The 24,820-nt window shown below is 59.1% G+C and carries 26 protein-coding genes and 1 tRNA gene; 6 read left to right on the top strand and 21 right to left on the bottom strand.

Annotated features, from left to right (window positions below; genetic code table 11):
• Positions 1–298: 298 nt before the first annotated feature.
• The 3 genes from ASD36_RS29700 to ASD36_RS29690 form a co-directional block, all read right to left on the bottom strand.
• Complete coding sequence (locus tag ASD36_RS29700; protein WP_060509973.1) at positions 299–964, bottom strand: hypothetical protein; 666 nt, start codon at positions 962–964, stop codon at positions 299–301.
• A gap of 322 nt (positions 965–1,286) precedes the next feature.
• Positions 1,287–1,793, bottom strand: a complete 507-nt coding sequence (locus ASD36_RS29695) for a hypothetical protein (protein ID WP_060509972.1) — start codon at positions 1,791–1,793, stop codon at positions 1,287–1,289.
• A 692-nt stretch (positions 1,794–2,485) separates the two neighbouring features.
• Positions 2,486–2,562, bottom strand: a tRNA-Pro gene (locus tag ASD36_RS29690).
• Positions 2,563–2,767: 205 nt separating this feature from the next.
• On the opposite strand from ASD36_RS29690, the gene ASD36_RS29685 reads away from it, so the two are divergent.
• The gene (locus ASD36_RS29685; RefSeq protein ID WP_060502171.1) at positions 2,768–3,445 is read left to right on the top strand and encodes a hypothetical protein; all 678 of its coding nucleotides are present in this window, start codon (positions 2,768–2,770) and stop codon (positions 3,443–3,445) included.
• A 111-nt stretch (positions 3,446–3,556) separates the two neighbouring features.
• On the opposite strand, the gene ASD36_RS29680 is transcribed toward ASD36_RS29685, so the two are convergent.
• From ASD36_RS29680 to ASD36_RS29660, 5 genes are all read right to left on the bottom strand, one after another.
• Positions 3,557–4,723, bottom strand: a complete 1,167-nt coding sequence (locus tag ASD36_RS29680) for a glycosyltransferase family 4 protein (RefSeq protein WP_060502170.1) — start codon at positions 4,721–4,723, stop codon at positions 3,557–3,559.
• 65 nt (positions 4,724–4,788) lie between these two features.
• Positions 4,789–6,015, bottom strand: a complete 1,227-nt coding sequence (locus ASD36_RS29675; protein ID WP_060502230.1) for an O-antigen ligase family protein — start codon at positions 6,013–6,015, stop codon at positions 4,789–4,791.
• A 41-nt stretch (positions 6,016–6,056) separates the two neighbouring features.
• Positions 6,057–7,619 carry an undecaprenyl-phosphate glucose phosphotransferase gene (locus ASD36_RS29670; RefSeq protein ID WP_060502169.1) on the bottom strand — a complete coding sequence of 521 codons (1,563 nt, stop codon included), beginning with the start codon at positions 7,617–7,619 and terminating at the stop codon, positions 6,057–6,059.
• 57 nt (positions 7,620–7,676) lie between these two features.
• Complete coding sequence (locus ASD36_RS29665) at positions 7,677–8,852, bottom strand: glycosyltransferase family 4 protein (RefSeq protein ID WP_060502229.1); 1,176 nt, start codon at positions 8,850–8,852, stop codon at positions 7,677–7,679.
• Positions 8,853–8,856: 4 nt separating this feature from the next.
• A complete protein-coding gene (locus tag ASD36_RS29660) occupies positions 8,857–9,417 on the bottom strand; it encodes a polysaccharide biosynthesis/export family protein (RefSeq protein ID WP_244481908.1) in 561 nt (186 codons plus the stop codon).
• A 231-nt stretch (positions 9,418–9,648) separates the two neighbouring features.
• Between ASD36_RS29660 and ASD36_RS29655 the strand changes: the two genes are divergently transcribed.
• Positions 9,649–11,838: an exopolysaccharide transport family protein gene (locus ASD36_RS29655; RefSeq protein ID WP_060509970.1), complete on the top strand. Its 2,190-nt coding sequence runs from the start codon at positions 9,649–9,651 to the stop codon at positions 11,836–11,838.
• 15 nt (positions 11,839–11,853) lie between these two features.
• Here the strand turns inward: ASD36_RS29655 and ASD36_RS29650 are convergent, their stop codons facing one another.
• A complete protein-coding gene (locus tag ASD36_RS29650) occupies positions 11,854–13,122 on the bottom strand; it encodes a GNAT family N-acetyltransferase (protein ID WP_244481902.1) in 1,269 nt (422 codons plus the stop codon).
• Between the two features lie 330 nt (positions 13,123–13,452).
• Between ASD36_RS29650 and ASD36_RS29645 the strand changes: the two genes are divergently transcribed.
• On the top strand, positions 13,453–14,103 hold the full coding sequence (locus ASD36_RS29645; protein WP_060502166.1) for a CatB-related O-acetyltransferase: 651 nt from the start codon (positions 13,453–13,455) through the stop codon (positions 14,101–14,103).
• Here the strand turns inward: ASD36_RS29645 and ASD36_RS29640 are convergent.
• Positions 14,100–14,843, bottom strand: coding sequence for a metallophosphoesterase family protein (locus ASD36_RS29640; RefSeq protein WP_060502165.1), 744 nt, complete (start codon positions 14,841–14,843; stop codon positions 14,100–14,102). The genes ASD36_RS29645 and ASD36_RS29640 overlap by 4 nt on opposite strands.
• Before the next feature lie 16 nt (positions 14,844–14,859).
• Positions 14,860–15,072, bottom strand: coding sequence for a DUF2842 domain-containing protein (locus ASD36_RS29635; protein WP_037107608.1), 213 nt, complete (start codon positions 15,070–15,072; stop codon positions 14,860–14,862).
• A 176-nt stretch (positions 15,073–15,248) separates the two neighbouring features.
• On the opposite strand from ASD36_RS29635, the gene ASD36_RS29630 reads away from it, so the two are divergent.
• Entirely contained in the window at positions 15,249–16,352 is a 1,104-nt protein-coding gene (locus tag ASD36_RS29630) for a COX15/CtaA family protein (RefSeq protein WP_060502164.1), read from the top strand.
• Here ASD36_RS29630 and ASD36_RS29625 read toward each other — a convergent pair whose 3' ends face one another.
• From ASD36_RS29625 to ASD36_RS29610, 4 genes are all read right to left on the bottom strand, one after another.
• Positions 16,353–17,144 carry a sulfite exporter TauE/SafE family protein gene (locus ASD36_RS29625; RefSeq protein WP_060502163.1) on the bottom strand — a complete coding sequence of 264 codons (792 nt, stop codon included), beginning with the start codon at positions 17,142–17,144 and terminating at the stop codon, positions 16,353–16,355.
• A gap of 63 nt (positions 17,145–17,207) precedes the next feature.
• On the bottom strand, positions 17,208–18,140 hold the full coding sequence (argC, locus tag ASD36_RS29620; protein WP_060502162.1) for an N-acetyl-gamma-glutamyl-phosphate reductase: 933 nt from the start codon (positions 18,138–18,140) through the stop codon (positions 17,208–17,210).
• Positions 18,141–18,233: 93 nt separating this feature from the next.
• Positions 18,234–19,190, bottom strand: coding sequence for an agmatinase (gene speB / locus ASD36_RS29615; RefSeq protein WP_060502161.1), 957 nt, complete (start codon positions 19,188–19,190; stop codon positions 18,234–18,236).
• Between the two features lie 81 nt (positions 19,191–19,271).
• A complete protein-coding gene (locus ASD36_RS29610; protein ID WP_060502160.1) occupies positions 19,272–20,063 on the bottom strand; it encodes a phenylalanine 4-monooxygenase in 792 nt (263 codons plus the stop codon).
• Between the two features lie 122 nt (positions 20,064–20,185).
• Here ASD36_RS29610 and ASD36_RS29605 point away from each other — a divergent pair, with 122 nt between their 5' ends.
• Positions 20,186–20,647: an Lrp/AsnC family transcriptional regulator gene (locus ASD36_RS29605; protein ID WP_060502159.1), complete on the top strand. Its 462-nt coding sequence runs from the start codon at positions 20,186–20,188 to the stop codon at positions 20,645–20,647.
• Positions 20,648–20,710: 63 nt separating this feature from the next.
• On the opposite strand, the gene rpsI is transcribed toward ASD36_RS29605, so the two are convergent.
• The 3 genes from rpsI to ASD36_RS29590 form a co-directional block, all read right to left on the bottom strand.
• Positions 20,711–21,178 carry a 30S ribosomal protein S9 gene (gene rpsI / locus ASD36_RS29600; protein WP_060502158.1) on the bottom strand — a complete coding sequence of 156 codons (468 nt, stop codon included), beginning with the start codon at positions 21,176–21,178 and terminating at the stop codon, positions 20,711–20,713.
• Between the two features lie 2 nt (positions 21,179–21,180).
• On the bottom strand, positions 21,181–21,645 hold the full coding sequence (gene rplM / locus ASD36_RS29595; RefSeq protein WP_060502157.1) for a 50S ribosomal protein L13: 465 nt from the start codon (positions 21,643–21,645) through the stop codon (positions 21,181–21,183).
• Positions 21,646–21,872: 227 nt separating this feature from the next.
• On the bottom strand, positions 21,873–22,304 hold the full coding sequence (locus tag ASD36_RS29590; protein WP_060502156.1) for a PaaI family thioesterase: 432 nt from the start codon (positions 22,302–22,304) through the stop codon (positions 21,873–21,875).
• Between the two features lie 160 nt (positions 22,305–22,464).
• On the opposite strand from ASD36_RS29590, the gene ASD36_RS29585 reads away from it, so the two are divergent.
• Complete coding sequence (locus ASD36_RS29585) at positions 22,465–23,292, top strand: enoyl-CoA hydratase (RefSeq protein ID WP_060502155.1); 828 nt, start codon at positions 22,465–22,467, stop codon at positions 23,290–23,292.
• Here ASD36_RS29585 and ASD36_RS29580 read toward each other — a convergent pair.
• From ASD36_RS29580 to ASD36_RS29570, 3 genes are read right to left on the bottom strand one after another with little or no spacing between them, the layout of a single operon-like run.
• Positions 23,283–23,552, bottom strand: coding sequence for a Txe/YoeB family addiction module toxin (locus tag ASD36_RS29580; protein WP_060502154.1), 270 nt, complete (start codon positions 23,550–23,552; stop codon positions 23,283–23,285). The two genes, ASD36_RS29585 and ASD36_RS29580, sit on opposite strands and share 10 nt — an antisense overlap.
• The gene (locus ASD36_RS29575; RefSeq protein ID WP_060502227.1) at positions 23,549–23,815 is read right to left on the bottom strand and encodes a type II toxin-antitoxin system prevent-host-death family antitoxin; all 267 of its coding nucleotides are present in this window, start codon (positions 23,813–23,815) and stop codon (positions 23,549–23,551) included. Before ASD36_RS29575 ends, ASD36_RS29580 begins: the two co-directional genes overlap by 4 nt.
• A gap of 48 nt (positions 23,816–23,863) precedes the next feature.
• Entirely contained in the window at positions 23,864–24,700 is an 837-nt protein-coding gene (locus tag ASD36_RS29570; RefSeq protein ID WP_060502153.1) for an EamA family transporter, read from the bottom strand.
• Positions 24,701–24,820 lie beyond the last annotated feature (120 nt).

Below are 24,820 nucleotides of genomic sequence, written 5' to 3'. Positions count from 1 at the left end.
CGTATGTGTCAAATTAGCGGTGGCTTATAGTGGAGTCCCCCCACCAAACCCCGATAAGCCTATTCACGGCAGATTGGTGAGACAGGGTCACCAATCTGCCGTTTCTTTTCGGCGTTCGGCTTGCTCTTAACAGCCATACCAAACGTCACCGATATATTCGGGCGCGACCTATCACAGCCGCCGCCAACAATGTCGCCAGCGCAATGGCATCCCTGAGGCCGATAGCTCGATGGCGCAGATAAGTTCGCAATGTTGTTACGTCCCTGAATTTTCGGCGGACTTCAGGTTGCGGACGAAGTTAGAACTCTGTCGTCAATTTTTGAAATGCCTCTTGCATTTCTACATCAAGTCTTTCTGACCAGCCCTCGGGGAGTTCAAATACCAGCGAAAAATAATGCTCGCCGCTAACATCCTGCTGCGCGAAGATTGATCGGATGAAAACAGCCATCTCGGGTAACCGCCTTAGCGGGAATAATGCCCCCTCGACCAAGCCTGCGGCTAGGCCGTCGAAGTAATCTGGCAATGCCGTAAATCGCACCTCATCGGCTATAGCCACCATATGCTCGGCGGCCTTCCCAAAAAGCTGACAAACATGCTTTATTGTGGCCGGATCACCCGCTTCTCCGGGAGCCCCCCACGCTACCTTAAGTTCCTCAATAAGTGCGACCATGACGCTCGGAACTTGAGCGAGTTCTGCGATCTTGCGACTTAACCAATTCGGAACATCTTGAATAATTACAGGTATTTTCGGTTTGGTGATCAATCCTAATTGCAAGTCTCGTGCGGACCGCATTACAGGTTTTATATAGAAGTCCAACAGTTCTGCGGTTAGCAGATACTCCCAATGGGCAGGCTTTTCGCGAACGAGCTGTTCCGCATAGAGGGGAATATCACCTAGGAAGCGCAGTTCTCTGTCAGTTGCCAGCCGCCGAATGAGTTCGCCCGGCTTCCCAATCTCGTTCAAAAGTTTTTCCTCGTGCTTTTCCCGCCAAAAAGCAATAAGGTCTCCGGAAAACGAGCAGGGTCCTTATCTATTTGACCGTGGCAATCACTGCAAAGCCAGATGGCATTTGTGATTAAAGCGCGTTCCTCATCAGACATCTCAGAGCGATAGCGTGCGGCTCCAGGGCGTGCACCGTAGATATGAGCGGCTTCACCTATGTTAGTCGCCTTAATATTGTCTGTGTTCGGACCGGTGGTGAGCTTATCACAGTCAGGATTGCTGCATCTTAAAGCCGCACGGCGCGAAAGGGTATCAACGGTGCGAGTTGAAAAATCTGGGGCCATTACGCGACAAAGCCGGAAGTGGGGGACCGACGATAATTTTGCTCAGATCGGAAGCCCAAAGCAAAATCTTCTGAACACGCCCGGCACCTAAACAACCTTTGTTGCGTAGGGGTATTGTGGCTGAATTGGAGAACGGATTTTCGCTGTGTCTGGAAGCAGTTGGCGCAGACCAAATGGTGGGGCTCACTGTCAACAAGTTCTGTCTTGAGTTCATAGGCATACGTGCCTCCGCCAAAATCCTTGAGCAGATAGCGCGCAGCAGTATCTTCCCATTGTTCCACCCTGCTCAATTTTGATTGAAGTTCAAAATTTTCCTGCATCATGCCCATCAGTTGAGCTTGTGTTGATACCACTGCGCTGTGCGCCGCGAGTATCAGATTCGACATCTCGGTAAGTTTCTTCTTAAGCGCAGAAAAATCCTCTACATCCTTGGCCGACGATGCCAAGTCTGAAGCAGTCTTCAGGGTGCTAACGGCATCAGTAATTACATTGATGTCTACCTTCATAGCTCACTCCGCGATTTTCAGTGGTGCATATCCATCAGGAACATAGAGGGAACGCAAGAGGTTGCGCACGCAGAGCCACTCCAAACCACAACTTTACCCGCTTAGCTGGTCCAGACGGGCCGTTATGAATGGCTGCAACCCGTCCGGCAATCATCGGCGGCTGCTGATGAGCAATGATCCCGCATCCCGTAGGGGCGGGAAGTAGAGGCAACTTTGGGCCTCCCATCCAGACAACTGCGATCAAATCGGCCTATCCCTTAACCGGGGCGGGCTTTTTTTATGCCGATCCGGTTATGACAAAGGAATATATCTAGTGATAACTCATTGATTTTACTGAAAATTGGCGGAAGAGGTGGCATCTTTGCTCGCCATGTCGTAGCTGCAAAACTCGGATCGAGGACCGTGGCGACCGTAAGGCGTTTAAGCGCGTCACCAAAGGCTACACTGCGGACGGCGTTCCAATGGGAGGATGGGGGAGGGCGGGAAGGAAGGCAAGCCTGAAAGGCGCGGCAGGAATCCGTGTCCGTGGTCCGCGTCGTCTCTGCGCCCGCTGTCGCGGGTTCTTCCCGCCCTAACGGCAGCGGGCTTTTTCAATCTGCTTTCATGCAGGCGAGATAAGTCGCTGCTGGCTACAATGTGGCTACTATTTTTATAGCCAGAAGACTTACCGGTATCTAAGTCTTTGAAAACAATGGTCGGAGCGGCGGGATTCGAACCCACGACCCCTTGACCCCCAGTCAAGTGCGCTACCGGGCTGCGCTACGCTCCGAACCGAAGAGAGCCGTATATAATCGGGACTTGGCGCGCAAGTGTTGATTTCGGAAAACGGCGTAAATCTCCGGAAAAAGCGGCACGTTTTTTGTTGTCGGGAAAATTGCGGCGAACATGCGGGACGGCGGCTGATTTTCTTGATGCTTAAAGTTTTCGGCAATCCCTTGCCGCGATAATACGCGGGCGAAAAGGGGATTCGGGTAATGGCGAAGACGGCGGTCAGAAAAGGCCAGAAGCGGCGCACAGGCCGCAAACAGGCCAAAACGAGCATGTGGCCATGGTACCTGGCCGGCGTATTGTCGGTGAGCGCGGTCCTTGCTTACGATCACCGGGCACAACTTTTGCCGATGACGGCGCCGTTTTACACGGCATCGATCGCCAAGCCGCGGCCCGTCGAAAAACAGCCCGCTGTGGAAAGGCAGGTAGAGAAATCACTACCTTCCGCAAAACCTGCGCTTGCGATGCCGGCCGTGCGGCCTGTGGAGCAGGCAGCCGTGGATGTTGCTGCGCTGAAAACTGTTGGTGAGCAGACGGCTTCTGGCCGCAAGCCTGGGACTTTCTATTTCTGCACCGAAACGCTGGAAAACTGCGTCGTCGATGGCGGCACCTTCTGGTATGGTCGGCAAAAAATTCAGATCGCCGGCATCCAGGCGCCAAAAATCAAACAGGCCAAGTGCGACGACGAGCGCAAGCTGGGCTCCCTGGCGAAAAAGCGGCTCTGGGAGCTTCTCAATGCCGGTGACATTCAGTTGGCCAACGTCTCCGGTCAGGATGCCCGGGTCATGGTCGGGCAGGGGCGTTCAATCGGCGATATGCTGGTCTCAGAGGGACTTGCACGGCGCACGTTCGGCGGCAAACAGGGCTGGTGTGCTCAAGGGTGAAATCATACCGTCCCCTGCGTGGTTGATGGGCATTTCAGCGTTTTCAATTTTTATACAGGTGCCTCATCTGCGCCTGCCGGTCTGCCCAGCCCATTGTCCCGTTGGTTTGACCTATCGTGCTGTGGCCAACCGCCGGTACACCGCTTCGGTTCTGTCGATCATCTGTCTCATCGAAAAATTCGCCATCCGGCCAATCGCTGCCTCGGTCAGTTGGCGATATCGGCCCGGATCAGCACTTTCCACCATGGCATTGGCGAGCTTGGCGGTGTCGCCGTCATTGGGCACGATCAGGCCGCTCTTGTCCTTTTCGATCGCGGTCGATGCGCCGCCGACATCGGTGGAGATGATCGGTTTTCCCGATGCGGCAGCCTCCAGCATGACATAGGACATCGCTTCATAGCGGCTCGGCATAACCAGCACGTCGAAGGCGGGGACAGCCTGCGGGCCGGTGAAGGCCGAGGTTAGGCGAATACGCTTCTGCACGCCACTTTCGGCGATGGCTGTGCGGACTTCCGGTTCAAGGTCACCGGAGCCGACCATGATCAATTCGGCGCCTGGCAACCGTGAGGCGGCATTGCGAAAGGCCTCGATTAGACGCTCGGGTGCTTTTTGATAGGACAGGCGGCCGACGAAACCGAAGACGAACGTATCTGCCGAAATGCCGAAGCTCGCCCGCACCGTGTTTGCCATGTCGAGCGGTGGCGTTGTCACGCCGTTGATGATGACCGACAGTTTTCGCGCGGGCATGCCAAGCGACAGGGCATGGGCATGCTCGTCGTCGGACACGCAGATCAGGTGGTCGGTAAACAGTTTGGCCAGGATGGTCTCTATGCCGCCGAAGATCAGCCTCCCGATCCTGCCGAGCGTCGGGTCCATGGTGCGGAAGGCATGCGGGGTGTAGACGCGCGGGGCGTGGACGCCGGGAAGGCGCAGGCGGGTCAGCGCGCCGGCCTTCGAGCTATGACCATGGACGATGTCAAAGGGCGTGCCGCCATCGATGATACGGCGCAGAGCGCGATGCGCGGCAATGTCGGACAGACCCGGAGACCGCTTCATGGCGACAGCATGCACGGCGGGCAGGGCGAGCGATTTCAATTCGCGGACGAAAGCGTCTTCTGCCCTGAGCGGCGAATAAACCGCTTCTACATGGTGGCCGCGCTCATGCAGTCCGCGGCAGAGATCGAGGAAATGGCGGCCTGATCCGCCGCCGCTCGGCTCAAGCACCTGGACGATGCGCAGGCCGTTTGCAGCACCGGGGATAAAGGGGTCGATGTTCATTCTGACAATCCGCCGCCGGTCCCGATATGGAGCCGATCCATTCCCCTCTGTGTACAGGGTTGACGTTAACGCAGCGTTGGCGACGGACCAGGACGGTGCGTTTGCCCTTTGTTCAGGCTGCGCCGGTAGCGGTATTCGAGCGCGCCGCAACCCCAGACAACACCGAGCAGCAGGAAGAAATGCCGCCAATGATCGGTATCGATGACATTGCCGATGGCGGCATGGCCGATCAGCACGATCCAGGCGATCATCAGGTAGGGCTGCCAGGGACGGTCGAGCAATAGGAACCGGAAGCCCATCGATATGGTCCAGGCTATCAGCGTGACATAGGAGACGAAGCCGAGCCAGCCATAGGAGGTTAGCGACTTCAGCCAGATATTGTGCTCGTCCTCGGGAAACATCGTGCTGAACACCATCGGGCCGATGCCGAGCGGTTTTTCCATCGACATCAGAAAGCCGAACTTGTGGCGGGCGAAGCGTCCGAGATGGCCGCCGTCATATTCCTGGACGAGCTGGGTGCGGCTGGAAAATAGGTCGGCAACCTGTGGAATCTGCAGCGCAACAACCAGAGCCACGACCATCAGCAACGCACCGCTAAGGGCAAGCACAAGGATCTTCAGCCGGAAGGCGCCTGTCCGTTCCTTCAGGAGCATGACGAGGACGAGGGCGCAGGCGCAAAACAGATAGAGCGCCCAGGCTGCACGCGAGAAGGAAAGGAAAAGCCCGAGCGCCATGATCAGGATGGCGGCGGCCCTGAGGGGGGCAGTGGTTATACGCTCCGTCAGCAGGCGGTACATCAGGTAGATCGAAGGCGCCACGAGGAAGGGGCCGAAGACATTGGGGTCCTGAAAGGCACCCTTGGCCCGGTCGTAGAGCGTAAAATTCGCAGCGCCCGGAATGGCGCCGAAATAGCCTAGAATACCGAGCAGCGAGGTGATGACGCCAGCTGCGACCCAGGCATCGAAGATCAGCTTCAGCCGCTCATGACGGGCTTCGATGATGGCGGCGTAAAACACGGAGGATAGGCAGAGGAAGCCGGACACCGCCATATACATCGGTGCCGTGGCGAGGTCGCTCATCACTGTCAGGGAGAGAATGCCTCCGGTCATAAACAGGATGAGCAAGGCCAGAAGCGGCGCAACCGAGCGCGAGATTTTCAGGCCGAAGATAAACCAGACCCCGATAAGGCCCGCCATGAAGACTTCGTAAGGCGCAGGCTCCGCGATGACGAAGCCCGACAGAAAGACGCCAAACGTTACCATGGCCGAGCCGAGCATGGCGACGGCAGCCATCTGCGGGCGAAATCCCGCGGCAGACGTGGCGGCTGGCGTGTTCAATAGGCATTTTCCGTGTTGAGAAGCCGGATCGGCGTTAGGAACAGGATCTTCAGGTCCAGCCAAAGCGACCAGTTTTCGATGTAGTAGAGGTCGAAAGCGGTGCGGAACTTGATCTTCTCATCGTTGTCGATCTCGCCGCGCCAACCATTGATCTGCGCCCAGCCGGTGACACCCGGCTTGACGCGGTGGCGGGCGAAATACCCTTCGACGACGTCGGAATAGGTGCGATCGGCGGTTTGGGCAAGAACCGCATGCGGGCGTGGGCCGACCAGCGATAGTTGACCGCGCAGCACGTTGAAGATCTGTGGCAGTTCATCGATCGAGGACTTGCGCAGGAAGCGCCCGACGCGTGTGACGCGCGGATCACCCTTGGTGACGGCATTGCGCGCCGTCGGGTCGCTCATGTTGGTATACATCGAGCGGAACTTGTAGACGTCGATCGTCTCGTTGTTGAAGCCGTGGCGCTTCTGCTTGAAGATGATCGGGCCCGGCGAGCTAAGCTTCACGGCAATTGCAGCACCGATAAACACGGGCCAGAGCAGGAGCAGCGCGACGATGCTGAAGAAAACGTCGAAGATGCGCTTGGCGACCGAATCCCAATCGGCGATCGGTTTGTCGAAAATGTCGAGCATCGGCACCTGGCCAACATGCGAATAGCTGCGCGGGCGGAAGCGCAGATTGTTGGCATGGGCTGCAAGCCGGATGTCCGCGGGCAGAATCCAGAGCTTTTTCAGGAGCTCAAGAATGCGCTTCTCTGCCGATAGCGGCAAGGCGATGATCAGGATGTCGATGCGGGTGAGACGGGCGAAATCGACCAGTTCAGCAACGGTGCCGAGCTTCGGGTAGCCTGCGATGATACCCGGCGAGCGGCGCTCGTCACGGTCGTCGAAGATGCCGCAGATGCGGATATCGTTGTCAGTCTGCTGTTCGAGCGAGCGGATCAAATCCTTGGCCGGCTGACCGCCACCGACGATGACGGCGCGGCGCTCCATAATGCCGTTACGAGCCCAGCGGCGGATGGAGAATGCGATGAAGGCGCGTTCCGCGGCCAGGAAGACGGCGCCCAGCACGTACCAGCCGCCGAAGGAGAGGCGCGAGAAAGTCTCGCCGGTCTTGAGCAGAAACAGCACCAGCGTCATGGAGGCGAAGGCCAGAGTCCAGCAGCCGATCAGCCGGGGGATGGCCCGGGCGGCGGACCGGAGCGTTGGGACCTGATATCCGTCGCAAAGCTGCAGGAACATCACAGTCAGCGCCGCGCCTCCGGCAATCAGCCCGCAATAGGCGAGGATTTCCTCGCTCGGCGGTGCGACATAGAGCATGTGGATGGCGTAGCCGATGGCAAACAGTGCGGTGAATTCGAACAGCCGCATCAGGCCGATGATCATGGCGGGAGAATAGGTATCGGTGCGGAACTGCGACGCAATCCTGCGCGCCAGCGGGTTGAGTTCGCGCTTCGGTTCCTCGCCGCGTTTCTCTCCGGGCGCAATGGTCCGGATCTCCGAAATCTTCTTGCGCAATGCGTCGGTGTCGAAAGATTCCGGTTTGTCGATCTGGTTCATGATATCCGCCCGGGCCGTTGTGTCCCTTCGGGATAGCAGAAAGCCCCTAAGAAACGTTTACGGGTTTTTGGCGGGTGTTCCGCGTCCGGTGACCTTTTCCGGTACAAGCTGGCGGTAGAGCCGCATCATGCTGGCAGACATCGTCGAGGTTGCAAAGGCGGCCTTAAAGATACCGGCCTCCGGCATCACCTTCGTGGCCCAGTTCTTCTCCGTCATCGCCGCCGTCATCACTTCGGCAAGCGATTGCGCATCGCTGGGCGTGGCAAGGGCAGCATTTTGGGTACCGAGAATTTCCGGAATGCCGCCTACGCGTGCGGCGATCACCGGTTTGCGGGCGGCCAGAGCCTCCAGAACGATATAGGGCATGGATTCGGCGCGCGATGGTACGACGACGTTGCGGGTAAAGGCGAAGGCGTCGCGTGCCTTCATGGCTGGCAGCATCTCGATGCGGCGGCCAAGACCGCGCTCCAGCATCATCTGTTCATACTCGTCTTTTTGCGGGCCATCGCCGATCATCATCGCGGACAAGGGCCTGCCGATAGCCCGCTCGGTTCTGGCAAAGGCATCGATGAAGAGATCAGGTCCCTTCAGGTCACGCAGCATGCCGATGTAAAGAAAATCCACCGCATCGGCGCGGGCATAGACAGTCTCGAAGTCACGGTCGTCGATACCGTTATAGATGCGTTCGCTGCGGGTTTTCGGCTTGCCGACCTTGGCCTCGTAGGTCTGGCGTTCGAAATCGCAGACAAAGACGATGGCGTCCGTCAGGTATTCCTGGAGACGCTCGAGCAGGAATACGATCTTTCCCGAGGGCTTCGCTCTGCTATAGTGCAAGCTGCCGCCGTGCGGCGAATAAAGGCGGGCAACGCAATACCTGTTCACCCGCAAGGCTGAGCCGATTATCCGGGCCAGAGCGCCACCTTTGGCGCCGTGACCATGCAGGATATCCGGCTGCAAACTTCTGATTTCCTTGTAACTTTTCCACATTGCTGCGAAATCTGCCGGGCCGATGGACCGGCGGATCGGCAAACGGACGAGACCGAGTGCCAGAAAAGGTCTTATCTCGTCGAAAAGTGCGTCCTCATAGCTTCCGCCCGTCGTGCTGTCGCAGACGATGCCGACCTCATGGCCCTGCCGCGCGTGTGCTTCCGCCAGATCGCGGACATGGCGGAAGATTCCACCGATCGGTGATCTGAAACAATGGATGATGCGCAGCGGCTGTGGGTCCGGCATGCCGTCAGAACAGCCGCTCGCGTACATAGATCGTGTCGCCGGCCATGATCGGGTCGGAGATCGACACGCGGCCGGTCAGGATGCGGCCATTGATCTTGCGGGTAACATCGACATTGGCCTGGTTGGCGCGTGGCGAATAACCGCCGGCAACAGCGATGGCGTTTTGAACCGTCATGCCCGGCACATAGGAATATTGCCCGGCCTGGCCGACTTCACCCATGATGAAGACGGAGCGGTAACGATCGACCTCGATCGTCACGTCCGGATCGCGCAAATAGCCTTCGCGCAGTTTGCTGGCGATGGTCTTTTCCATTTCGGGCAGGGTATGCCCGCGCGACGGAACGGCGCCGATCAGCGGGAAGGCGACATAGCCTGCCTGATCGACGGTGTAGCTGCCGGTGAGGCCCGCCTGTTCGAAGACGCTGATGCGCAGCCGGTCGCCGCTATCGACGCGATAGGGCTGGATGGTTGCTTCATGGAAAGCCTTCGGCGCGGGCTGGTAGCTGCTGCACCCTGAAATTGCAAGGCACAGCGAGAGTACGGCCAAGGCGGGGCCTGTTTTCATGCGGGCGGATGTCATCGGGCTCTCGCGTTCCGGAAACCATGTCATGGACTGATGTTATCAATCCGTTAGGGTTAATAGCCGGTAAAGGCCGCAAAGATTTTCAGGAGAGGAGATGTGTTTGCGCCTTCGTCGGGTGCGTTGCATAAGTTGTACTGCCGAAATCGCATTAACTGTTGCGTTACCATGTTTGTTTACGGTGGCGCAGAGTTGTGAAGGTTCGAGGTAAAACGCATGCCGGGCGTCAACGACGGTCATCAGGATGTAGATATCGATCTCGCCGGGCTTTTCCGCGCCATCTGGCGTCGGCGGGGCAGGGTGCTGTTGGCAACCTTTGCGTTCAGCGGTCTGGCCTTTATAGGCGCCAGCCTGATGAGCCCGGAATTCGAGGGTGAGGCGCGGCTTCTGATCGAATCGCGTCAGGCCGAGTTCAGTGGCGCCAATCAGGCGCCGCCGCAGACGGCCGATAGCCCGTTCGACGAATCCGGCATTTCCAGCCAGGTGCAGGTATTGCGCTCGGCCGATCTGATCAAACAGGTCGCCCGCGAGATGAAATTGTACGAGCTGCCGGAGTTCGACCCGACCGCGAAGCCGTCGGCGGTCTCCGATGTGCTGGTGATGTTCGGCATCAAGAAGAATCCGCTCGATATGGCGCCCGAAGAGCGCGTCCTGAAGGAATTCCAAAAGAAACTGCAGGTCTATCAGGTGGAGAAATCGCGGGTAATCGCGGTGCAGTTCACGTCGGAAGACCCGAAGCTGGCTGCCGCTATCCCGAATGCGATGGCCAAGGTCTTCCTGTCGCTGCAAAGCGGCGCCAAGCTCGATTCCAATTCGGAGGCTAGCCGCTGGCTGGAGCCGGAAATCGCCAATCTGCGTGAAAAGGTGCGCGATGCGGAGGCCAAGGTTGCCGATTATCGCGCCTCGTCCGATCTGCTTTTGACCGGCGAAACCGGCGGCACATTTGCAACCAAGCAACTGAACGACATTTCGACCGAGCTTGCCCGCGTGCGCGGCGAGCGAGCCAATGCCGAGGCGCGTGCGGAAAACGTCCGCACTGCGCTTGCCAGTGGCCGGGCCGTCGATACGCTGAACGATGTCGTCGCCTCGCCGATGATCCAGCGGCTGAAGGAAACCGAATCCAATATCCAGGGCCAGATTGCCGATCTGTCGACGACACTGCTTGATGGGCATCCACGCCTGAAGGGGCTGAAATCCCAGCTTCAAGGAATCAGGACGCAGATTCTCGGTGAAACCAAGAAAATCCTTGGCAGCCTCGAAAATGAGGCGACGGTTTCCCAGTTGCGGGAACGCCAGCTGGTTGCCCAGCTCAACACGTTGAAGGCAAGATCGGCCAAGGCCGGCGAGGACGAAGTCGGATTACGGGCGCTGGAACGGGAAGCCACGGCACAGCGGCAACTGCTGGAAACCTACCTGGCGCGCTATCGCGAGGCGACGTCGCGCAGCGGTGAAAATGCGGCCCCCGCCGACGCGCGCGTCATTTCGCAGGCGGTTGAGCCGACGGAAGTCAGCTTTCCCAAAGTCCTGCCGATCACGATCGTCGCTGCCTTTGCCAGCTTCCTCGTCAGCTGCGTCGTCATCATGCTCTCCGAACTGTTCAGTGGCAGGGCCTTGCGTCCGGTTGGCCGCAGGGGCGAGGAGATGTTCGACGAAGAGCCGTTCGAAGTCCAGCCGGCGGAAATCCAGCCGGTGCCGGAAACTGTCACCCGTCCGGTGCCTGCGCAGGCGGCGCCGGTTGTCGCGCGGGAACCGATACCCGCAGCGGCAGTTGCAGCCGAACCGGCAGAGCTTGAAATCACAGCGCCGGAAGAGGACGATTTTTCGATTGCCTCCGTTGCCGGCCATCTGAGCGCCGACGACGTGCGTGTCGCGATCTCCGTATCGCCGGCGGGCGACGAGGGCTCAGTGAATGCAGTGGCATTGGCGCGAATGGTGGCTGAAGAGGGGCGCAAGATCGTGCTGATCGACCTGACAGGCTCTGCTTGCCCGACAGGCCTGATGACCCAGACGGCGGATCTCGCCGGGATCACCAATCTGTTGGTTGGCGAAGTTCCTTTCACGGAAACGATCCATGCCGACCGGTTGTCGGATGCGCATATCATTCCTCAGGGCGATGCCGATCCGCTACAGGCTATGCGCGGCATAGAGCGCCTGCAGATGATCATCGATGCCCTGTCCAACGCGTATGACACGGTGCTGATCGAATGCGGGCCGGCCGATGTGAATGCGATCCGCAGGGTGACGCGCGCGCGCGATACGCAGATCATCATTTCGGCGCCAGATGTCGACAACGAGGAGATCATCGACCTCATTACCGGTTTCGGCGAAGCGGGTTTCGGCGAGATCGTGTTGATGACGGGAACGGGCTATCCGCAACCGGGAAGTTCAGGCCGCCGGGCGGCCTGATCGATAGCGATCGTTTCAGTCGCCGTCCGTGTCCGGCACAGCTGCCACGCCCGGCGCTTGCCGGCGCTGGCGCAACCGCTGCAGAAAAGCATAGGCCTTCCTGTTTTTCTTGATGCCGGATTTCATTCGGACAACGGCGCGATGCACTGACGCGGCCAGGCGCCCGCGCAGCGTTAATGGCAGGACGATATCACGCTGGATGGTCTCGACCGTGCACCAGGAGCGCTTGTAGCCCTGGTCGCCGATGCCGAAATCAAACAGGCTGATCCCTTCGGCATTGCATTTGCGGATGATCAGGTAAAACAGCAGCTCGCCCGGGCTGGCGTCCGCGGCGATATCCTCGTCGATCGATCCGAACTGGCAGATGACGTGATCGCCCTTGCGTGACAATCCGGCAATGGCAACGATGCGGCCATTGCCGTGTCCACGCAGACGGATCGCATTGAGTTCAAGCGGTTGGCCGTCACCGGTTGGCTCCACGGCCGCGAGCGCATGGAAAAAGGCCTGCGTTTCCATGTCCTGAAAGACGTTGGGCAGGCCAAGCGCCTTGAAGCGGATGGCCTTCTGTTCGAAGAACAGGTCGAGGATCTGCCGCCGTTCCGTGCAGGTGGTGGCAACAACGTGCTCGTAGCCTCCCATTGCCTCCAGCCGCTTTTCCGAAACGCGGAATTTCTTGCGCCGCCGTTTGGCATTCAGCTGCGCGAGCGTCGCTTCGAAATTTTCAAGAAGCGGCAACTGGAACGATGCATTCTGGTTGCGAACCGCAGGCAGGGAGGCGAGCGGGTGGCGTGTGCCATGCCAATCGAACGGCATTTTCTCCAGCGTCACGATATCGGCAACCCGCGACAGCTTGGCTGAGAGATCGGCAATCAGCTCCGCCGCCAGCTTGGGGCAGGTGACCGGATCGAAATCCTCTGCGAAAAGGCCGGTATTGATGTTGCTGTGCGGTGAGCCGATGAAACGGGCCGTGCGGAAGAACCGGCCGCGAACAAGCTCCAGCGGCAGGATGAAGACTGTCTTCTGGCCAATCCTGCCACGTACCAAAAGCAGCTGATTGGCATGTGTCGCAGCCCAGGCGGCGCACCAGTCGAAGCCCTGATGCAGGGATGCGGCGGAGGAGGCCTCCAGCGCGCGCCAGTCCACCTCCAGCGCGTGCATGTTGACATGCACGCTCAATGTCAGCCCCTCGGCAACCGCAATGTCGCGGACCTGCTCGCGCCGGCCATGCATGACATGGCGGCGAGCCTTGCTCACGGGCATGATGTTGAAGTCCACGTCGGTCATGATCGTTTGCGGTTCCGGGCCGGGATGACGTCTCATCTAGACCGAGCATGCGCTTATTTTCATTTAAATGGGACGGGCAGCCGACGAGCTACCCCGGATTTCATCAAATGCGGTTACCGAATGGATAAGATCAACCGGCACCTGTAGGCGCGCTACCGGGGCTGCCGAAGCGTTGGATTTTTGACGCCATCCTTGTTACAACCGATGTCTGTTTTCATGGAGAGACCGATGCGCCACTGAACGAGGTTTGGACAATTCGCGGCAATCCCTGCGCGTTTCCAGGCCGCTCTATGTCACCATGACCGTTGGACATAAAGGTGGAGTATCCCCATGCCTGAACATCAAGACACGCCGGATTCCGGCGCGGTCCATCCCGTTGCCGCTTTCCCGCAGGTCGGCTTTCTCAAGAACATCATCCGTTCACCGCTGATCAGCGCCGGCGATTTCAGCTATTACGACGATCCGGCCGGGCCGGAGCATTTCGAGGAAAAATGCGTCCTCTACCACTATGATTTCATCGGCGACCGGCTGGATATCGGCCGTTACTGCGCCCTGGCGCAGGGTGTGACGTTCATCATGAACGGTGCCAATCATGCCATGCAGGGGTTTTCGACTTATCCCTTCAGCGTCTTTCCCGGTGCATGGCGCGATGGTTTTGACCTTAGCCTTTATGCCAGCGGCTACCGGGGTGACACCACGGTTGGAAACGACGTGTGGATTGGAACCAAGGCCACGATCCTGCCGGGCGTGACAATTGGCAATGGTGCCATCATCGGCGCTCACGCGGTGGTCGCCAAGGATGTGCCGCCCTACAGCGTCGTCGCCGGAAATCCGGGCAGGGTAATCAAACAGCGTTTTCCTGACGATATAGTCGAACGCCTTCAGGCCGTTGCCTGGTGGAACTGGCCGGTTGACAAGGTCACCCGTCACATTGCCGCAATCACCGGCGCGGATATCGAGATGCTCGAAAAGGCCGTTTAATCGCCGACCCAGCCCGTGGCGAGCGCGTTTGCCCATGCGGTGCGGCCGCGTGAACGAGCAAGTTTCGACATCGCCATGTGATCGTAGGAAACACGCCGGAAGGCAACGGTCCAGTGACCGTCCGTCTTTTCAAGAATGGCGTAGGATGCGTCGGGCGAGCCGGTCTCGACTTTGTGGAAAACCGGTTCGTCATCGTCATATCCCGGACAGCCAACGCTGCCGGGGTTGACGATCAGCCGGCCGTCGGCAAGCCGAACGGCGCGGGGAATATGGGTGTGGCCGCAGAGGATGACGGGAAGGTCGATCCCTTTTGCTAACTCTTCGATGCGTTCCCGGCTGGACATGTGCACCACGCCTTCGGCCGTCAGGTCCTCAAGCCAGTAGGTGAGGTCGTCCTTGGGCGTCGCATGGCAGAGAAACAATTCTTGGCGGTGAACCAGTGTCGCGGGCAGGGCGCGCAGCCAGTCGAGATGGTGCGGCTGCAGTTCCGCATGCGCCATGCTGTCGGAAAGCCCCATCTTGGCCGTTTCAAGCGACACAAGCCAGCGATCGTGGTTGCCGCGAATCGACGGGAAATCGCGTGCCATCAGAATGTCGGCGGTGCGGGCCACATTCATGGGACCGCTCAGGTGATCGCCGAGATTGACCACGTCGCCGATGCCCTGCGCCGCAATGTCGGCAAGCACGGCTTCGAGGGCAAGGTCGTTACCGTGGATATCGGCGATCACTGCGATCTTCATGATTTCGTCTTTCGGTTCAGCGTGGTTTGGCGGGCTTTTCCATCCACTTGATGATCAGCATCGCGGGTAGAATCCACAACAGGCCGGTAAAGAAGAAATAGGCGAGATGGATCCACCACGGCGAGGTGCCAAGCAGAAGCGAGGCAAAAGTGGTGGCCGCCAGCGCATAGACGATGACGAGGATGATGATCAGGACCGTGCCGATCAGTTTTCTCAGGCGAACAGGCATTCAGGACTTTCCGGTTGGCAGGTTTCGCAGGACAAATTGCCGCGACGGCATGCCGCAAAGGGGTAAGCCTTGTTTTGCATGCTGCTCTGGTGCAAATCAACGGCTTTGATGCATGCGCCCCAGGACAAAGTGCCTTTAACCGGCCCGGCCATGTATTTTGATAAGTGGAGGCCTTGATGGCAAGCGCGGATTTGGCGACGGAACGGCGCCTTTTGAACGAGATCGATACGGTAAGCCGCAATCGCATCCAGATCAGGATCTGGCTGGGCATCGTCGTTTTGGTGCTGTTCGGACTGGTGCTTGTCGGCGGCGCGACGCGGCTGACGGAATCCGGCCTGTCGATCACCCAGTGGAAGCCGATCCACGGCGTCATCCCGCCGCTCACCGCTGCCGAATGGCAGGAGGAGTTCGAGCTTTACAAGCAGATCCCGCAATACGAGCAGATCAACAGCGACATGACCGTGGAAGGGTTCAAGACCATCTTCTGGTGGGAATGGGCGCACCGGCTGTTGGCTCGCTCGATCGGTCTGATCTTCGCACTGCCGCTGGCCTTCTTCTGGATTCGCGGACAGATCGAGCCGCGGCTCAAACTGCCGCTGCTCGGCATTCTGGCGCTGGGCGGGTTTCAGGGCTTCATTGGCTGGTGGATGGTCTCCTCCGGCCTTGCCGATCGCACCGAGGTCAGCCAGTACCGGCTGGCCATCCATCTCATCATCGCCTGTCTGATCTTCGTCTCCTGCATCTGGATCGGCAGGGGACTGGCGCCGCATGCCAACGATCTGGCACCGACGAAAAGCTCGAAGAAGATGGCTGCGATCATCGCCTGCATGGCGTTGTTCCAGATCTATCTGGGCGCGCTGGTTGCAGGACTTGATGCCGGCCTCTCCTACAATACCTGGCCATTGATGGACGGCGCATTCGTGCCGTCGGACCTGTTCATCCAACAACCCGCCTGGCTCAACCTGTTCGAAAATCCGAAGACCGTGCAGTTCGTCCACCGTATCGGTGCCTATGTGCTGTTTGCGTTCGTTCTGATGCACATGATCGCCTCGTTGCGCAACGCACCGGAAACGACGCATGCGCGCCGGTCCGTTCTGCTGTTCGTACTGGTGACGATCCAGGCGATGATCGGCATCATGACGCTGCTTTTGCAGGTGCCGGTCGGCTGGGGTGTGGCCCATCAGGGTGGCGCGCTGGTCGTGCTCGGTTTTGCCATCGCTCACTGGCGGGCGTTTATCGGCGAATATCCGCGGCCGCTGGAAATCGAAGTCCGCACCTGATCAGCGCAGCAGCCCGTCCAGCGCGGGCATGCCGAGAATGGCGGATGCGCCGATCAGGACATAGCAGATGATGCGGAATGTCGATGGTTTGGCGAGGCCGAACAGGCGGGAGCCGGCGTAAAGACCGCCGGCATAGAGCGGCAGGACGACCAGCGTCAGCGCAAAGACCTGTTCGACGAACAGGCCGCCGATCAGGTAGGTTACGGCTGTCAGCGCCGAGGAAATGACGAAATAGAGCATCAGGTTGGAGCGGATCACCAGCATGTCGCTGGCGCCGCTCAGCCAATAGGCGACGACCGGTGGGCCGCCGAGTTGCGCCGCGCCGCTGAAAACTCCGGCTATGCCGCCGACACCGGCCGTCAGCGGCGCGCGCGGTTGCCCGTGATAGCGCCAGCCGGAGACCAACAGGATCAGCATCAGTGCCGAAACGACCGTGATCGCCCAGCGCAGGATCAGAGGATCGGCGAGTGCCAAGGCCGCTGTGCCAAGCGGCACGCCGATCAGTGCGCCGGATGCCATGGTGAAGACCTCGCGCCGGTTGGCACCGCGCCAGGCGGCTGGAAGCATACCAGCTGCCGCAATCGTATCGATCACCAGCAGAACTGGCGAAATGATCTTCGGGCCTACGATTGAACCGCCGACCGGGATCAGGATAAGGGCGGCACCAAAGCCGGAAAAGCCGCGGGCAAGACCGGCAATGAAGGTGCAGACAAGCAGCGCATAGAGCCCGTGCTCCGGCAACGCGGTGGCGATTCTTGCCAGAAGGGTCGCGAAAAAGCCGGTATCGCCCATGTCAGTTCAAATACCCCTGCGCGCGAGCGAGCGCCCGATGGGCGCTCCGTGCTGCTATGTCTCTCAGGCCGACAGCATCAGGTCCATGTTCTGCACCGCAGCGCCCGAAGCGCCCTTGCCGAGATTGTCGAGCAGGGCAACCAGATTGACCTGTTCGCCGCCGTCCGAGCCGAACACGAACAGCTTCATCGTGTCCTTGCCGGCAAGCTCGACGGCATCGACGCGCGCCATCTTCGTGCTGACGTCCAATGGCACGACCTCGACGATTGATTGGCCTGCGTAATGGGCAGAGAGAGCAGCGTGGATGGTCTCGAGTGTTGCGCTGCCGTTCAGCTGATCGAGGAACAACGGTACTTGCACGATCATGCCCTGCGGGAAGCGGCCGACGGAGGGCGAGAAGATCGGCGCGCGATCGAGCATGCCGTGGATCTGCATTTCCGGCACATGCTTGTGCTTGAGCGTCAGGCCGTAAAGGAAGTTCGGCGAGCTGATCCGATCGGGATTGGCCGGGTCTTCCATCTGCGCGATCATCTGCTTGCCGCCACCGGTATAGCCGGAAACGGCATTGACCGTGATCGGATAGTCTTGCGGCAGGATACCGGCTTGGCGCAGCGGGCGGATAAGGCCGATAGCGCCGGTCGGATAGCAGCCGGGATTGGCGACGAGGCGGGCATCGCGGATTTTCGCCGTCTGCGCCTTGTCCATTTCGGCAAAGCCATAGGCCCAGTCCGGCGCGATGCGATAGGCTGTCGAGGTGTCGATGATGCGCACCTTGTTGTTGCCTTCGAGCATGGTGACGGCCTGTTTTGAGGCGTCGTCCGGCAGGCAGAGGATCGCGACATCGGCGCTGTTCAAGAGATCTTCGCGAATGGCGGCATTGCGGCGTTCCGCTTCCGGAATGGACAGCAGTTCCACATCCGAGCGGCCAGCCATGCGGCTGCGGATCTGCAGCCCCGTTGTGCCGTGTTCGCCATCGATAAAGATCTTCGGTTTCATGGTTTTATCCTGTCCTGCCAAGGGATTATCGGGTCTTCCGGAATCACTTTGGCATGCAATTGAATCAGTTTGACAACAGGGCGGCCCCAGTCGCTATCCGCGCCGCTCCGCCAGCTGTTCGGCATGAAGGCCGAGCATATACATTGCGATGGTTGAACCGGCAATGGCGGTGATATCGGCATGGTCATAGGCGGGTGCCACCTCGACGACATCGGCGCCCTTGATCGTCAGCGCGCCAAGTTTGCGGATCACCGAGAGGATCTTTGCCGAGGACGGGCCGCCTGCGACCGGTGTTCCGGTACCTGGCGCATAGGCGGGGTCGAGGCAGTCGATATCGAAGGTAAGGTAGGCCGGACGGTCACCGACATGGCGCAGGATGACGTCAGCAATGTCACCGGCACTCATTTCCTCCAGATCGTAGCCATAGAGAATGCGGATCCCGCAATCATCAGGCGCATGCGTGCGGATGCCGAGTTGGATCGAGCTTGCTGTGTCGATCAGGCCTTCGCGTGCCGCGCGGCCGACGAAGGAGCCGTGGTCGATCCGGCCCTTCTCGTCCGCCCAGGTATCCTGATGGGCATCGAACTGGACAAGCGAGAGGGGACCGTGCACGGCGGCGTGGGCGCGCAACAACGGCAGGGTGACGAAATGATCACCGCCGAGCGTCAGCAGGAAGGCACCACTTTTCAGAATGGTTTCCGCTTCTGAACGGATGGTTTCCGGCGTGGCGGCATGATGACCGTAGTCGAGCAGGCAATCGCCATAGTCGATCGTCGCCATGTCTTCGAACAGGTCGCGCTCGAACGGGTACTGCGGATCATTGTCGAAGATCGCGGAGGCGCGGCGGATGGCCTGCGGCCCGAAGCGGGCGCCGGGCCGATTGGAGGTCGCCGCGTCGAACGGGATGCCCCAGACGACGGCATCGACGCCCTTCAGGCTCTTCGTGTATTTCCGGCGCATGAAGGACAGGATGCCGGCATGGGTGGGATCCGTTGCGGCACTCTTCAGTGATGTGGCGGTGATTGCGTGGTCTATCGTCTTGTTGGCCATGATCGGTCCCGTCTGTTGTGTGGCCAGACGTTGGACAATCGGTGGCGGGAAGGCAAGACCCGGATTATCGCAATCGATCTTTCAGGAGGCCTTGGCTTCGTAAGTCGGCGCGAAATCGCCGAGCGATTTTGCCTTTTCAATCATCGCGCCGATATCCTGCTCAACGATCGCTTCCAGATCGGCAAAGCTGTCGATGACATAATAGATCGGCTGGACAATATCGATGCGATAGGGGGTTCTGAGCACACTCATCAGATCAAATGGCCGGAATTCGCATTCCGTGCCGTCCATCGCCGCCTTTGCTTCGCTGGGCGATGAAACGATGCCCGCGCCAAAACAGCGGCGGCCTTGCGGCGTGTTGATCAGGCCGAATTCGACCGTGAACCAGAAGATGCGGAACAGGTGCCAGGAATAGCCCTTGCCCAGCTTGACGGCGGCTTCACCGAAATGGCGGACGAAATTGGCGTAGCTCTGGTTGGTGAGCAGCGGGCAGTGGCCGAAGACCTCATGGAACAGGTCCGGTTCCTCGATATAGTCGATATGCTCGCGGCGGCGCAGAAAGGTGGCGAGCGGGAATTTGCCTTGGCTCAGCAGTTCGTAGAAGCGCGAGGGTGGAATAAGAGCTGGCACGCCTTCGACGCCAAATCCGGTCGTCTCATGCAGGCGGCGGTCGACATCGGCAAGCTGCGGCACCTTGTCGGCCTTGAGCCCAAGGGTTTTGACCCCATCAAGATATTCCTGGCACGCCATGCCGGCAAGCAGCTTCATCTGGCGCTCATAGAGTTCGCCCCAGATGGCATCCTCTTCGGCGGTATAGGGATAAATCCCGTCCGGGCCGGGCAGTTTGGCGGTGTAGCTGCTTTCCTTGGTCATGGCGTCGATCCTCCCAGATGCACGTTTCCCTGCAATTATGCTCCGGGATCACAGGATTTTTCTTTCTTTCATGCTGGATATCTCCATAATCTTGGGAGGATTTTTCGGGGATATCTTCAAAAATGAAAGAATCTGGGAGTTTCCATCGCAAGCTTCTGCAGCTTGTCCAGGCCGACGGCAGCCTGTCTTTGGCCGATCTGGCGGAAAAGGCCGGCATGTCGCAGAGTTCGGCATGGCGCAAGATCCAGGAACTGGAGGCCGACGGGGTCATCCGCAAGCGCGTGACGCTGCTCGACCCCGGTAAACTCGATCTGAAGCTCTGCGTTATCGCGCATGTGACGCTGGAAGATCATCACGAGGAGGCGGTTGCCTCGTTCGCATCCGTGGTGCTGGAGCGGCCTGAAATCATGGAATGTTACGCGCTCTCCGGCGCTTTCGACTACATGCTGAAAATCCGGGCGAGCGATGTGGAAAACTATGAGGCGTTCATGACGCGCTATCTGATGCGCAATCCGCATGTGCGCACGGTGGTGTCGAGCTTCGTGCTGCGGGAATTGAAGTTTTCGACGGAACTGCCGCTCTAAGCACCGGACAAAGAAAAAGGCGGGACAAAGCCCGCCTTTTCCAAATCGTAATTCCTGAAACGATTAACGCTTCGAGAACTGGAACGAACGGCGGGCCTTGGCCTTACCGTACTTCTTACGCTCGACAACGCGGCTATCGCGGGTCAGGAAGCCACCCTTCTTCAGGACCGAGCGCAGGCCCGGTTCGAAGTAGGTGAGGGCCTTCGAGATGCCGTGACGAACGGCACCGGCCTGGCCGGAAAGACCGCCGCCTGCAACCGTTGCATCGATGTCGAACTGGCCGTCACGGGCAGCAGCAACGATCGGCTGGCGCAGGATCATCTGCAGAACCGGACGTGCGAAGTAGTGAGCGAACTCCTTGCCGTTGACGGTGATCTTGCCGGAGCCCGGCTTGACCCAGACGCGGGCGACGGCGTTCTTGCGCTTGCCGGTCGCATAGGAGCGGCCCTGAGCGTCAACTTTCTTGACATGAACCGGAGCCGAAGCTTCCGAAGCCGTGCCGAGGTCTTTCAGAGAAGAGAGATCAGCCACGATTAGGCGCTCCTTACGTTCTTGCTGTTCAGCTTGGCGACGTCGAGGACGGTCGGCTGCTGTGCTTCATGCGGATGGTTTGTGCCTGCGTAGACGCGCAGGTTCTTCATCTGGCGACGGCCAAGCGGACCACGCGGAACCATACGCTCGACAGCCTTCTCGAGAACGCGCTCCGGGAAGCGGCCTTCGATGATCTGGCGCGCGGTGCGCTCCTTGATGCCGCCCGGGTAACCGGTGTGCCAGTAGTACTTCTTGTCGGTGTACTTCTTGCCGGTCAGGACTGCCTTCTCGGCGTTGATCACGATGACATTGTCACCATCGTCAACGTGAGGAGTGTAAGTTGCCTTGTGCTTGCCACGCAGGATGTTGGCGATGATAGTGGCGACGCGGCCAACAACGAGGCCTTCGGCGTCGATGATGATCCACTTCTTCTCCACCTCTGCAGGCTTCTGAACGAAGGTTGACATGTTAAAACTCTTTCGTTGGAACCCGATACGTTGCCGCCGGGCGTTTCTTGTTGCTTGAATTTGGCAGGCTTTCAGCCAGCCAAAAATGAAAGCGGCCCCAAGGGACCGCGATCTGGTTCGGCTTATACGCAAACCGTGAAATGCGGTCAAGATTGCCGTTTGGGCCAGTTTGAAAAAATGTCTTTATAAAACAAATGGTTATGATTGTGGTATTTTTATACCACAAATTATCTCGGTGGAATCGAATAGGTGGCAGTAGCGTGAGCGACTAATTCAACGCCATCAAGTTCTGAAATTGCGGCATCGAGCACCGCCAGCCGTTTGCCGAGCTTCAGGATGCGGCAGGTGCATTGTAGCGGCCCGAGCCTGGGTTTTCTGAGGAAATTGATATTGAGATTGGTGGTGACAGCGAGCGCCACCGGGCCGATATGGGCAAGCAGCGTAATGTAGGCTGTGACATCGGCTAGAGCGAAAAGCGTCGGTCCGGAGACGGTGCCGCCGGGGCGCAGGTGCTTTTCCTGCGGATCGAGTCGCATCGTCGCGAAACCGGAGCCGGTAGCGATGACCTCGAAGATCTTGCCATCGGTATGCACCTCGGAAAAATCCGTTTCGAGAAAACGGTTGAGATCGGCAACGGTGAGGATGGGTTCCAGCGGCATGGTCACTCCTGATATATAAACGTTTTAGAAGGCGAGGGATCGTGGGAGCAAGCCGGACGAAAGTCCTATCGAGTTCAGGGTGCTTGAAACGGCGCCTGCGGCAGCGTACCAGACGCTGACCCGGCAAGCGCAATGGCAGAGCTTACAAAGGAGAAGAGAGATGGCGGATATCGTTCCCCTGCACAAGGAAGAACCCAAAGGCCCGGTGCTGCGCGAGCTTTCTGGCAATGTGCTCCGGCTGACACTCAACAATCCTCCTGCCAACGTCCTGTCGATTGCGCTCCTCGAAGCGCTGAGCGCGGAACTGGACGCTGCCTCTCAATCCGATGACGTTAGCGTTGTGATCCTTGCCGCCTCTGGCTTACTCTTTTCGGCCGGTCACGACCTGAAGGAATTGACCGCGCATCGCACTGACGCAGACGAGGGCAGGGCCTTCTTTGAAAAGTCGCTGCGGCTCTGCGCCGATCTGATGCTGAAGATCAACCGGCTGCCGCAGCCGGTGATCGCCGAGATCGATGGCCTGGCAACGGCGGCCGGCTGCCAGCTCGTTGCAAGCTGCGACCTGGCGATCTGCACCGACAGTTCGACCTTCTGCACGCCCGGCGTCAATATCGGCCTGTTCTGCTCGACGCCGATGGTGGCGGTCTCACGTGCGGCTCATCCCAAGCAGGCGATGGAAATGCTCCTGACCGGTGAAACCATCGACGCCTCGACCGCCAAGGATTTCGGCCTCGTCAACCGCATCGTGCCAAAACAGTACCTGCAGCAGGTGGTCAACAAATACGCCGCCGTCATCGCCTCGAAATCACCGCAGGCTCTGCGGATCGGCAAGCGGGCGTTCTACCGGCAGGCCGAGATGAGCATCACCGAGGCCTATGACTTTGCCACCGGGGTGATGGTGGAGAATATGCTGAAGTCAGATGCGAAGGAGGGGATCGAGGCGGTTCTCGGCAAGCGGACGCCGGAGTGGAAGGGAGATCAGGAATAGTGGCTTCGGCAAGCCGCGATTTCAAGCGTCTGGTTTTCGGTGGGGCCTGAAACCCGGTAGACAATCCGATGTTCCTGCGTCATCCGGCGAGACCACCAGCCCTTAAGCTCATTTCGTAGAGGTTCAGGCTTTCCTGTGCCGGAAAATGGGGTCCGCTGGCACTCTTTCAGTAGGTTCAGAATCTTCTGCAGGGTTTTGCTGTCAGTCGCGATCCAGTATTGCAGGTCTTCCCACGCATCCTGCGAGAACTGGATTTTCATTTGCCGGACAAAAGTGCGTCGAAATCGACTTCGATGCCTTTGCCCTCGTCAAGCTCGGCAATGGATCGCAGTAGCCGTTCTTTGTTGACGGGGTTCGATGTGAGATACATCGTTTCCTTCCAGCTTTCGAAATCGCTGAGCGACATGACGACCATCGGCTCGCGGTTTTGCCGCGTCACGATCAGTTCGTCATGATCTTCTTCGACGCGGTCGAAGTGCTTGGCCATGTTGGCGCGGAGTTCGGAAAAGCTGATGACTTTCATGACCGGTCCTCTGTACGTGATCTTGTACATATGCCGTTTCGACGTTTTTCAAGCCAGCTTCAGCATAAGCGCGCCCAGCGCGATCAGGCAAGCAGCGGTGATGCGGAAGATGCTGACACGCTCCTTCAGGAACACGATCGAGATGACGATGGCAAACAGGATCGAAGTCTCGCGCAGCGCTGCGACCGTCGCGACTGGCGCCTTCGTCATCGCCCAAAGCGCCAGGCCATAGGCGCCGATCGAGCCGCCGCCGCCGATCAGCCCCCGCCACCATTGATGGCGGACGTGGAACAGCACCGGCGCAAAGCCACGTTTGGCAAAAGCCCAGGAAAACAACAGCACTGGGGGCAAAAGCGCCATCCACAGCGTGTAGGAAATCGGGTTGAGAGCCAGCCGCGCGCCGATGCCGTCGACATAGGTATAGCTGGCGATGACGACGGCATTGGCGAGGGCCAGCAGGATGGCGCGTGTGCCGCCTTTGCGGGCTTCGAAGGCGAGGGTGAGCACACCGGTCGAGATCGTCAGTACGCCGGCGAGCGCGCCGCTGGAGAGGTTTTCGCCGATGATCGCGCCGCTGCTTGCCGCGACCAGCAACGGAGCAACGCCGCGCATCAGCGGATAGACGAGACCGATATCACCAGCGCGATAGGCTGCGGCGACAAGCTGGAAATAGGCAAACTGGAACAGCGCCGAGACGAGAATGAACGGCCATGCATCCGGATGCGGCAAGGGCATGAAAGGCAGGAACGGCAGGGCAACGACGGCTGCTCCCAGCGCGATCATCGCGGCATCGAGCGATTTCTCCGTTCCGGCCTTGACCAGTGCATTCCAGGTTGCATGCAGGAGCGCTCCGAACAGAACGAGAGCGATGACGTCGAGAGGCACGGGAAACCTTCAGAAATGCGAGAAGACGGAGACAGACGAGAGAAAGGTGTAGTCGCCGAGTTTTGCGGCGGCGAACCTTGAAAAGCAATGTGATTTTGACCACACAGCCAGATTTGGCCA

The organism is Rhizobium sp. Root1334, from assembly GCF_001426665.1.
GTDB lineage: Bacteria > Pseudomonadota > Alphaproteobacteria > Rhizobiales > Rhizobiaceae > Pararhizobium.
The sequence above is the reverse complement of the archived record's forward strand: the minus strand, read 5'-3'. Positions and strand labels throughout refer to the sequence as shown.

What these genes read in the sequence shown, in the direction of transcription:
- ASD36_RS29695 (WP_060509972.1), bottom strand. Translation starts at nt 1,793, where the DNA reads ATGAAGGTAGACATCAATGTAATTACTGATGCCGTTAGCACCCTGAAG.
- ASD36_RS29685 (WP_060502171.1), top strand. Translation starts at nt 2,768, where the DNA reads ATGGCGAAGACGGCGGTCAGAAAAGGCCAGAAGCGGCGCACAGGCCGC.
- ASD36_RS29680 (WP_060502170.1), bottom strand. Translation starts at nt 4,723, where the DNA reads ATGAACATCGACCCCTTTATCCCCGGTGCTGCAAACGGCCTGCGCATC.
- ASD36_RS29675 (WP_060502230.1), bottom strand. Translation starts at nt 6,015, where the DNA reads ATGGCTGCCGTCGCCATGCTCGGCTCGGCCATGGTAACGTTTGGCGTC.
- ASD36_RS29670 (WP_060502169.1), bottom strand. Translation starts at nt 7,619, where the DNA reads ATGAACCAGATCGACAAACCGGAATCTTTCGACACCGACGCATTGCGC.
- ASD36_RS29665 (WP_060502229.1), bottom strand. Translation starts at nt 8,852, where the DNA reads ATGCCGGACCCACAGCCGCTGCGCATCATCCATTGTTTCAGATCACCG.
- ASD36_RS29660 (WP_244481908.1), bottom strand. Translation starts at nt 9,417, where the DNA reads ATGAAAACAGGCCCCGCCTTGGCCGTACTCTCGCTGTGCCTTGCAATT.
- ASD36_RS29655 (WP_060509970.1), top strand. Translation starts at nt 9,649, where the DNA reads ATGCCGGGCGTCAACGACGGTCATCAGGATGTAGATATCGATCTCGCC.
- ASD36_RS29650 (WP_244481902.1), bottom strand. Translation starts at nt 13,122, where the DNA reads ATGACCGACGTGGACTTCAACATCATGCCCGTGAGCAAGGCTCGCCGC.
- ASD36_RS29645 (WP_060502166.1), top strand. Translation starts at nt 13,453, where the DNA reads ATGCCTGAACATCAAGACACGCCGGATTCCGGCGCGGTCCATCCCGTT.
- ASD36_RS29640 (WP_060502165.1), bottom strand. Translation starts at nt 14,843, where the DNA reads ATGAAGATCGCAGTGATCGCCGATATCCACGGTAACGACCTTGCCCTC.
- ASD36_RS29635 (WP_037107608.1), bottom strand. Translation starts at nt 15,072, where the DNA reads ATGCCTGTTCGCCTGAGAAAACTGATCGGCACGGTCCTGATCATCATC.
- ASD36_RS29630 (WP_060502164.1), top strand. Translation starts at nt 15,249, where the DNA reads ATGGCAAGCGCGGATTTGGCGACGGAACGGCGCCTTTTGAACGAGATC.
- ASD36_RS29625 (WP_060502163.1), bottom strand. Translation starts at nt 17,144, where the DNA reads ATGGGCGATACCGGCTTTTTCGCGACCCTTCTGGCAAGAATCGCCACC.
- argC (WP_060502162.1), bottom strand. Translation starts at nt 18,140, where the DNA reads ATGAAACCGAAGATCTTTATCGATGGCGAACACGGCACAACGGGGCTG.
- speB (WP_060502161.1), bottom strand. Translation starts at nt 19,190, where the DNA reads ATGGCCAACAAGACGATAGACCACGCAATCACCGCCACATCACTGAAG.
- ASD36_RS29610 (WP_060502160.1), bottom strand. Translation starts at nt 20,063, where the DNA reads ATGACCAAGGAAAGCAGCTACACCGCCAAACTGCCCGGCCCGGACGGG.
- ASD36_RS29605 (WP_060502159.1), top strand. Translation starts at nt 20,186, where the DNA reads ATGAAAGAATCTGGGAGTTTCCATCGCAAGCTTCTGCAGCTTGTCCAG.
- rplM (WP_060502157.1), bottom strand. Translation starts at nt 21,645, where the DNA reads ATGTCAACCTTCGTTCAGAAGCCTGCAGAGGTGGAGAAGAAGTGGATC.
- ASD36_RS29590 (WP_060502156.1), bottom strand. Translation starts at nt 22,304, where the DNA reads ATGCCGCTGGAACCCATCCTCACCGTTGCCGATCTCAACCGTTTTCTC.
- ASD36_RS29585 (WP_060502155.1), top strand. Translation starts at nt 22,465, where the DNA reads ATGGCGGATATCGTTCCCCTGCACAAGGAAGAACCCAAAGGCCCGGTG.
- ASD36_RS29580 (WP_060502154.1), bottom strand. Translation starts at nt 23,552, where the DNA reads ATGAAAATCCAGTTCTCGCAGGATGCGTGGGAAGACCTGCAATACTGG.
- ASD36_RS29575 (WP_060502227.1), bottom strand. Translation starts at nt 23,815, where the DNA reads ATGAAAGTCATCAGCTTTTCCGAACTCCGCGCCAACATGGCCAAGCAC.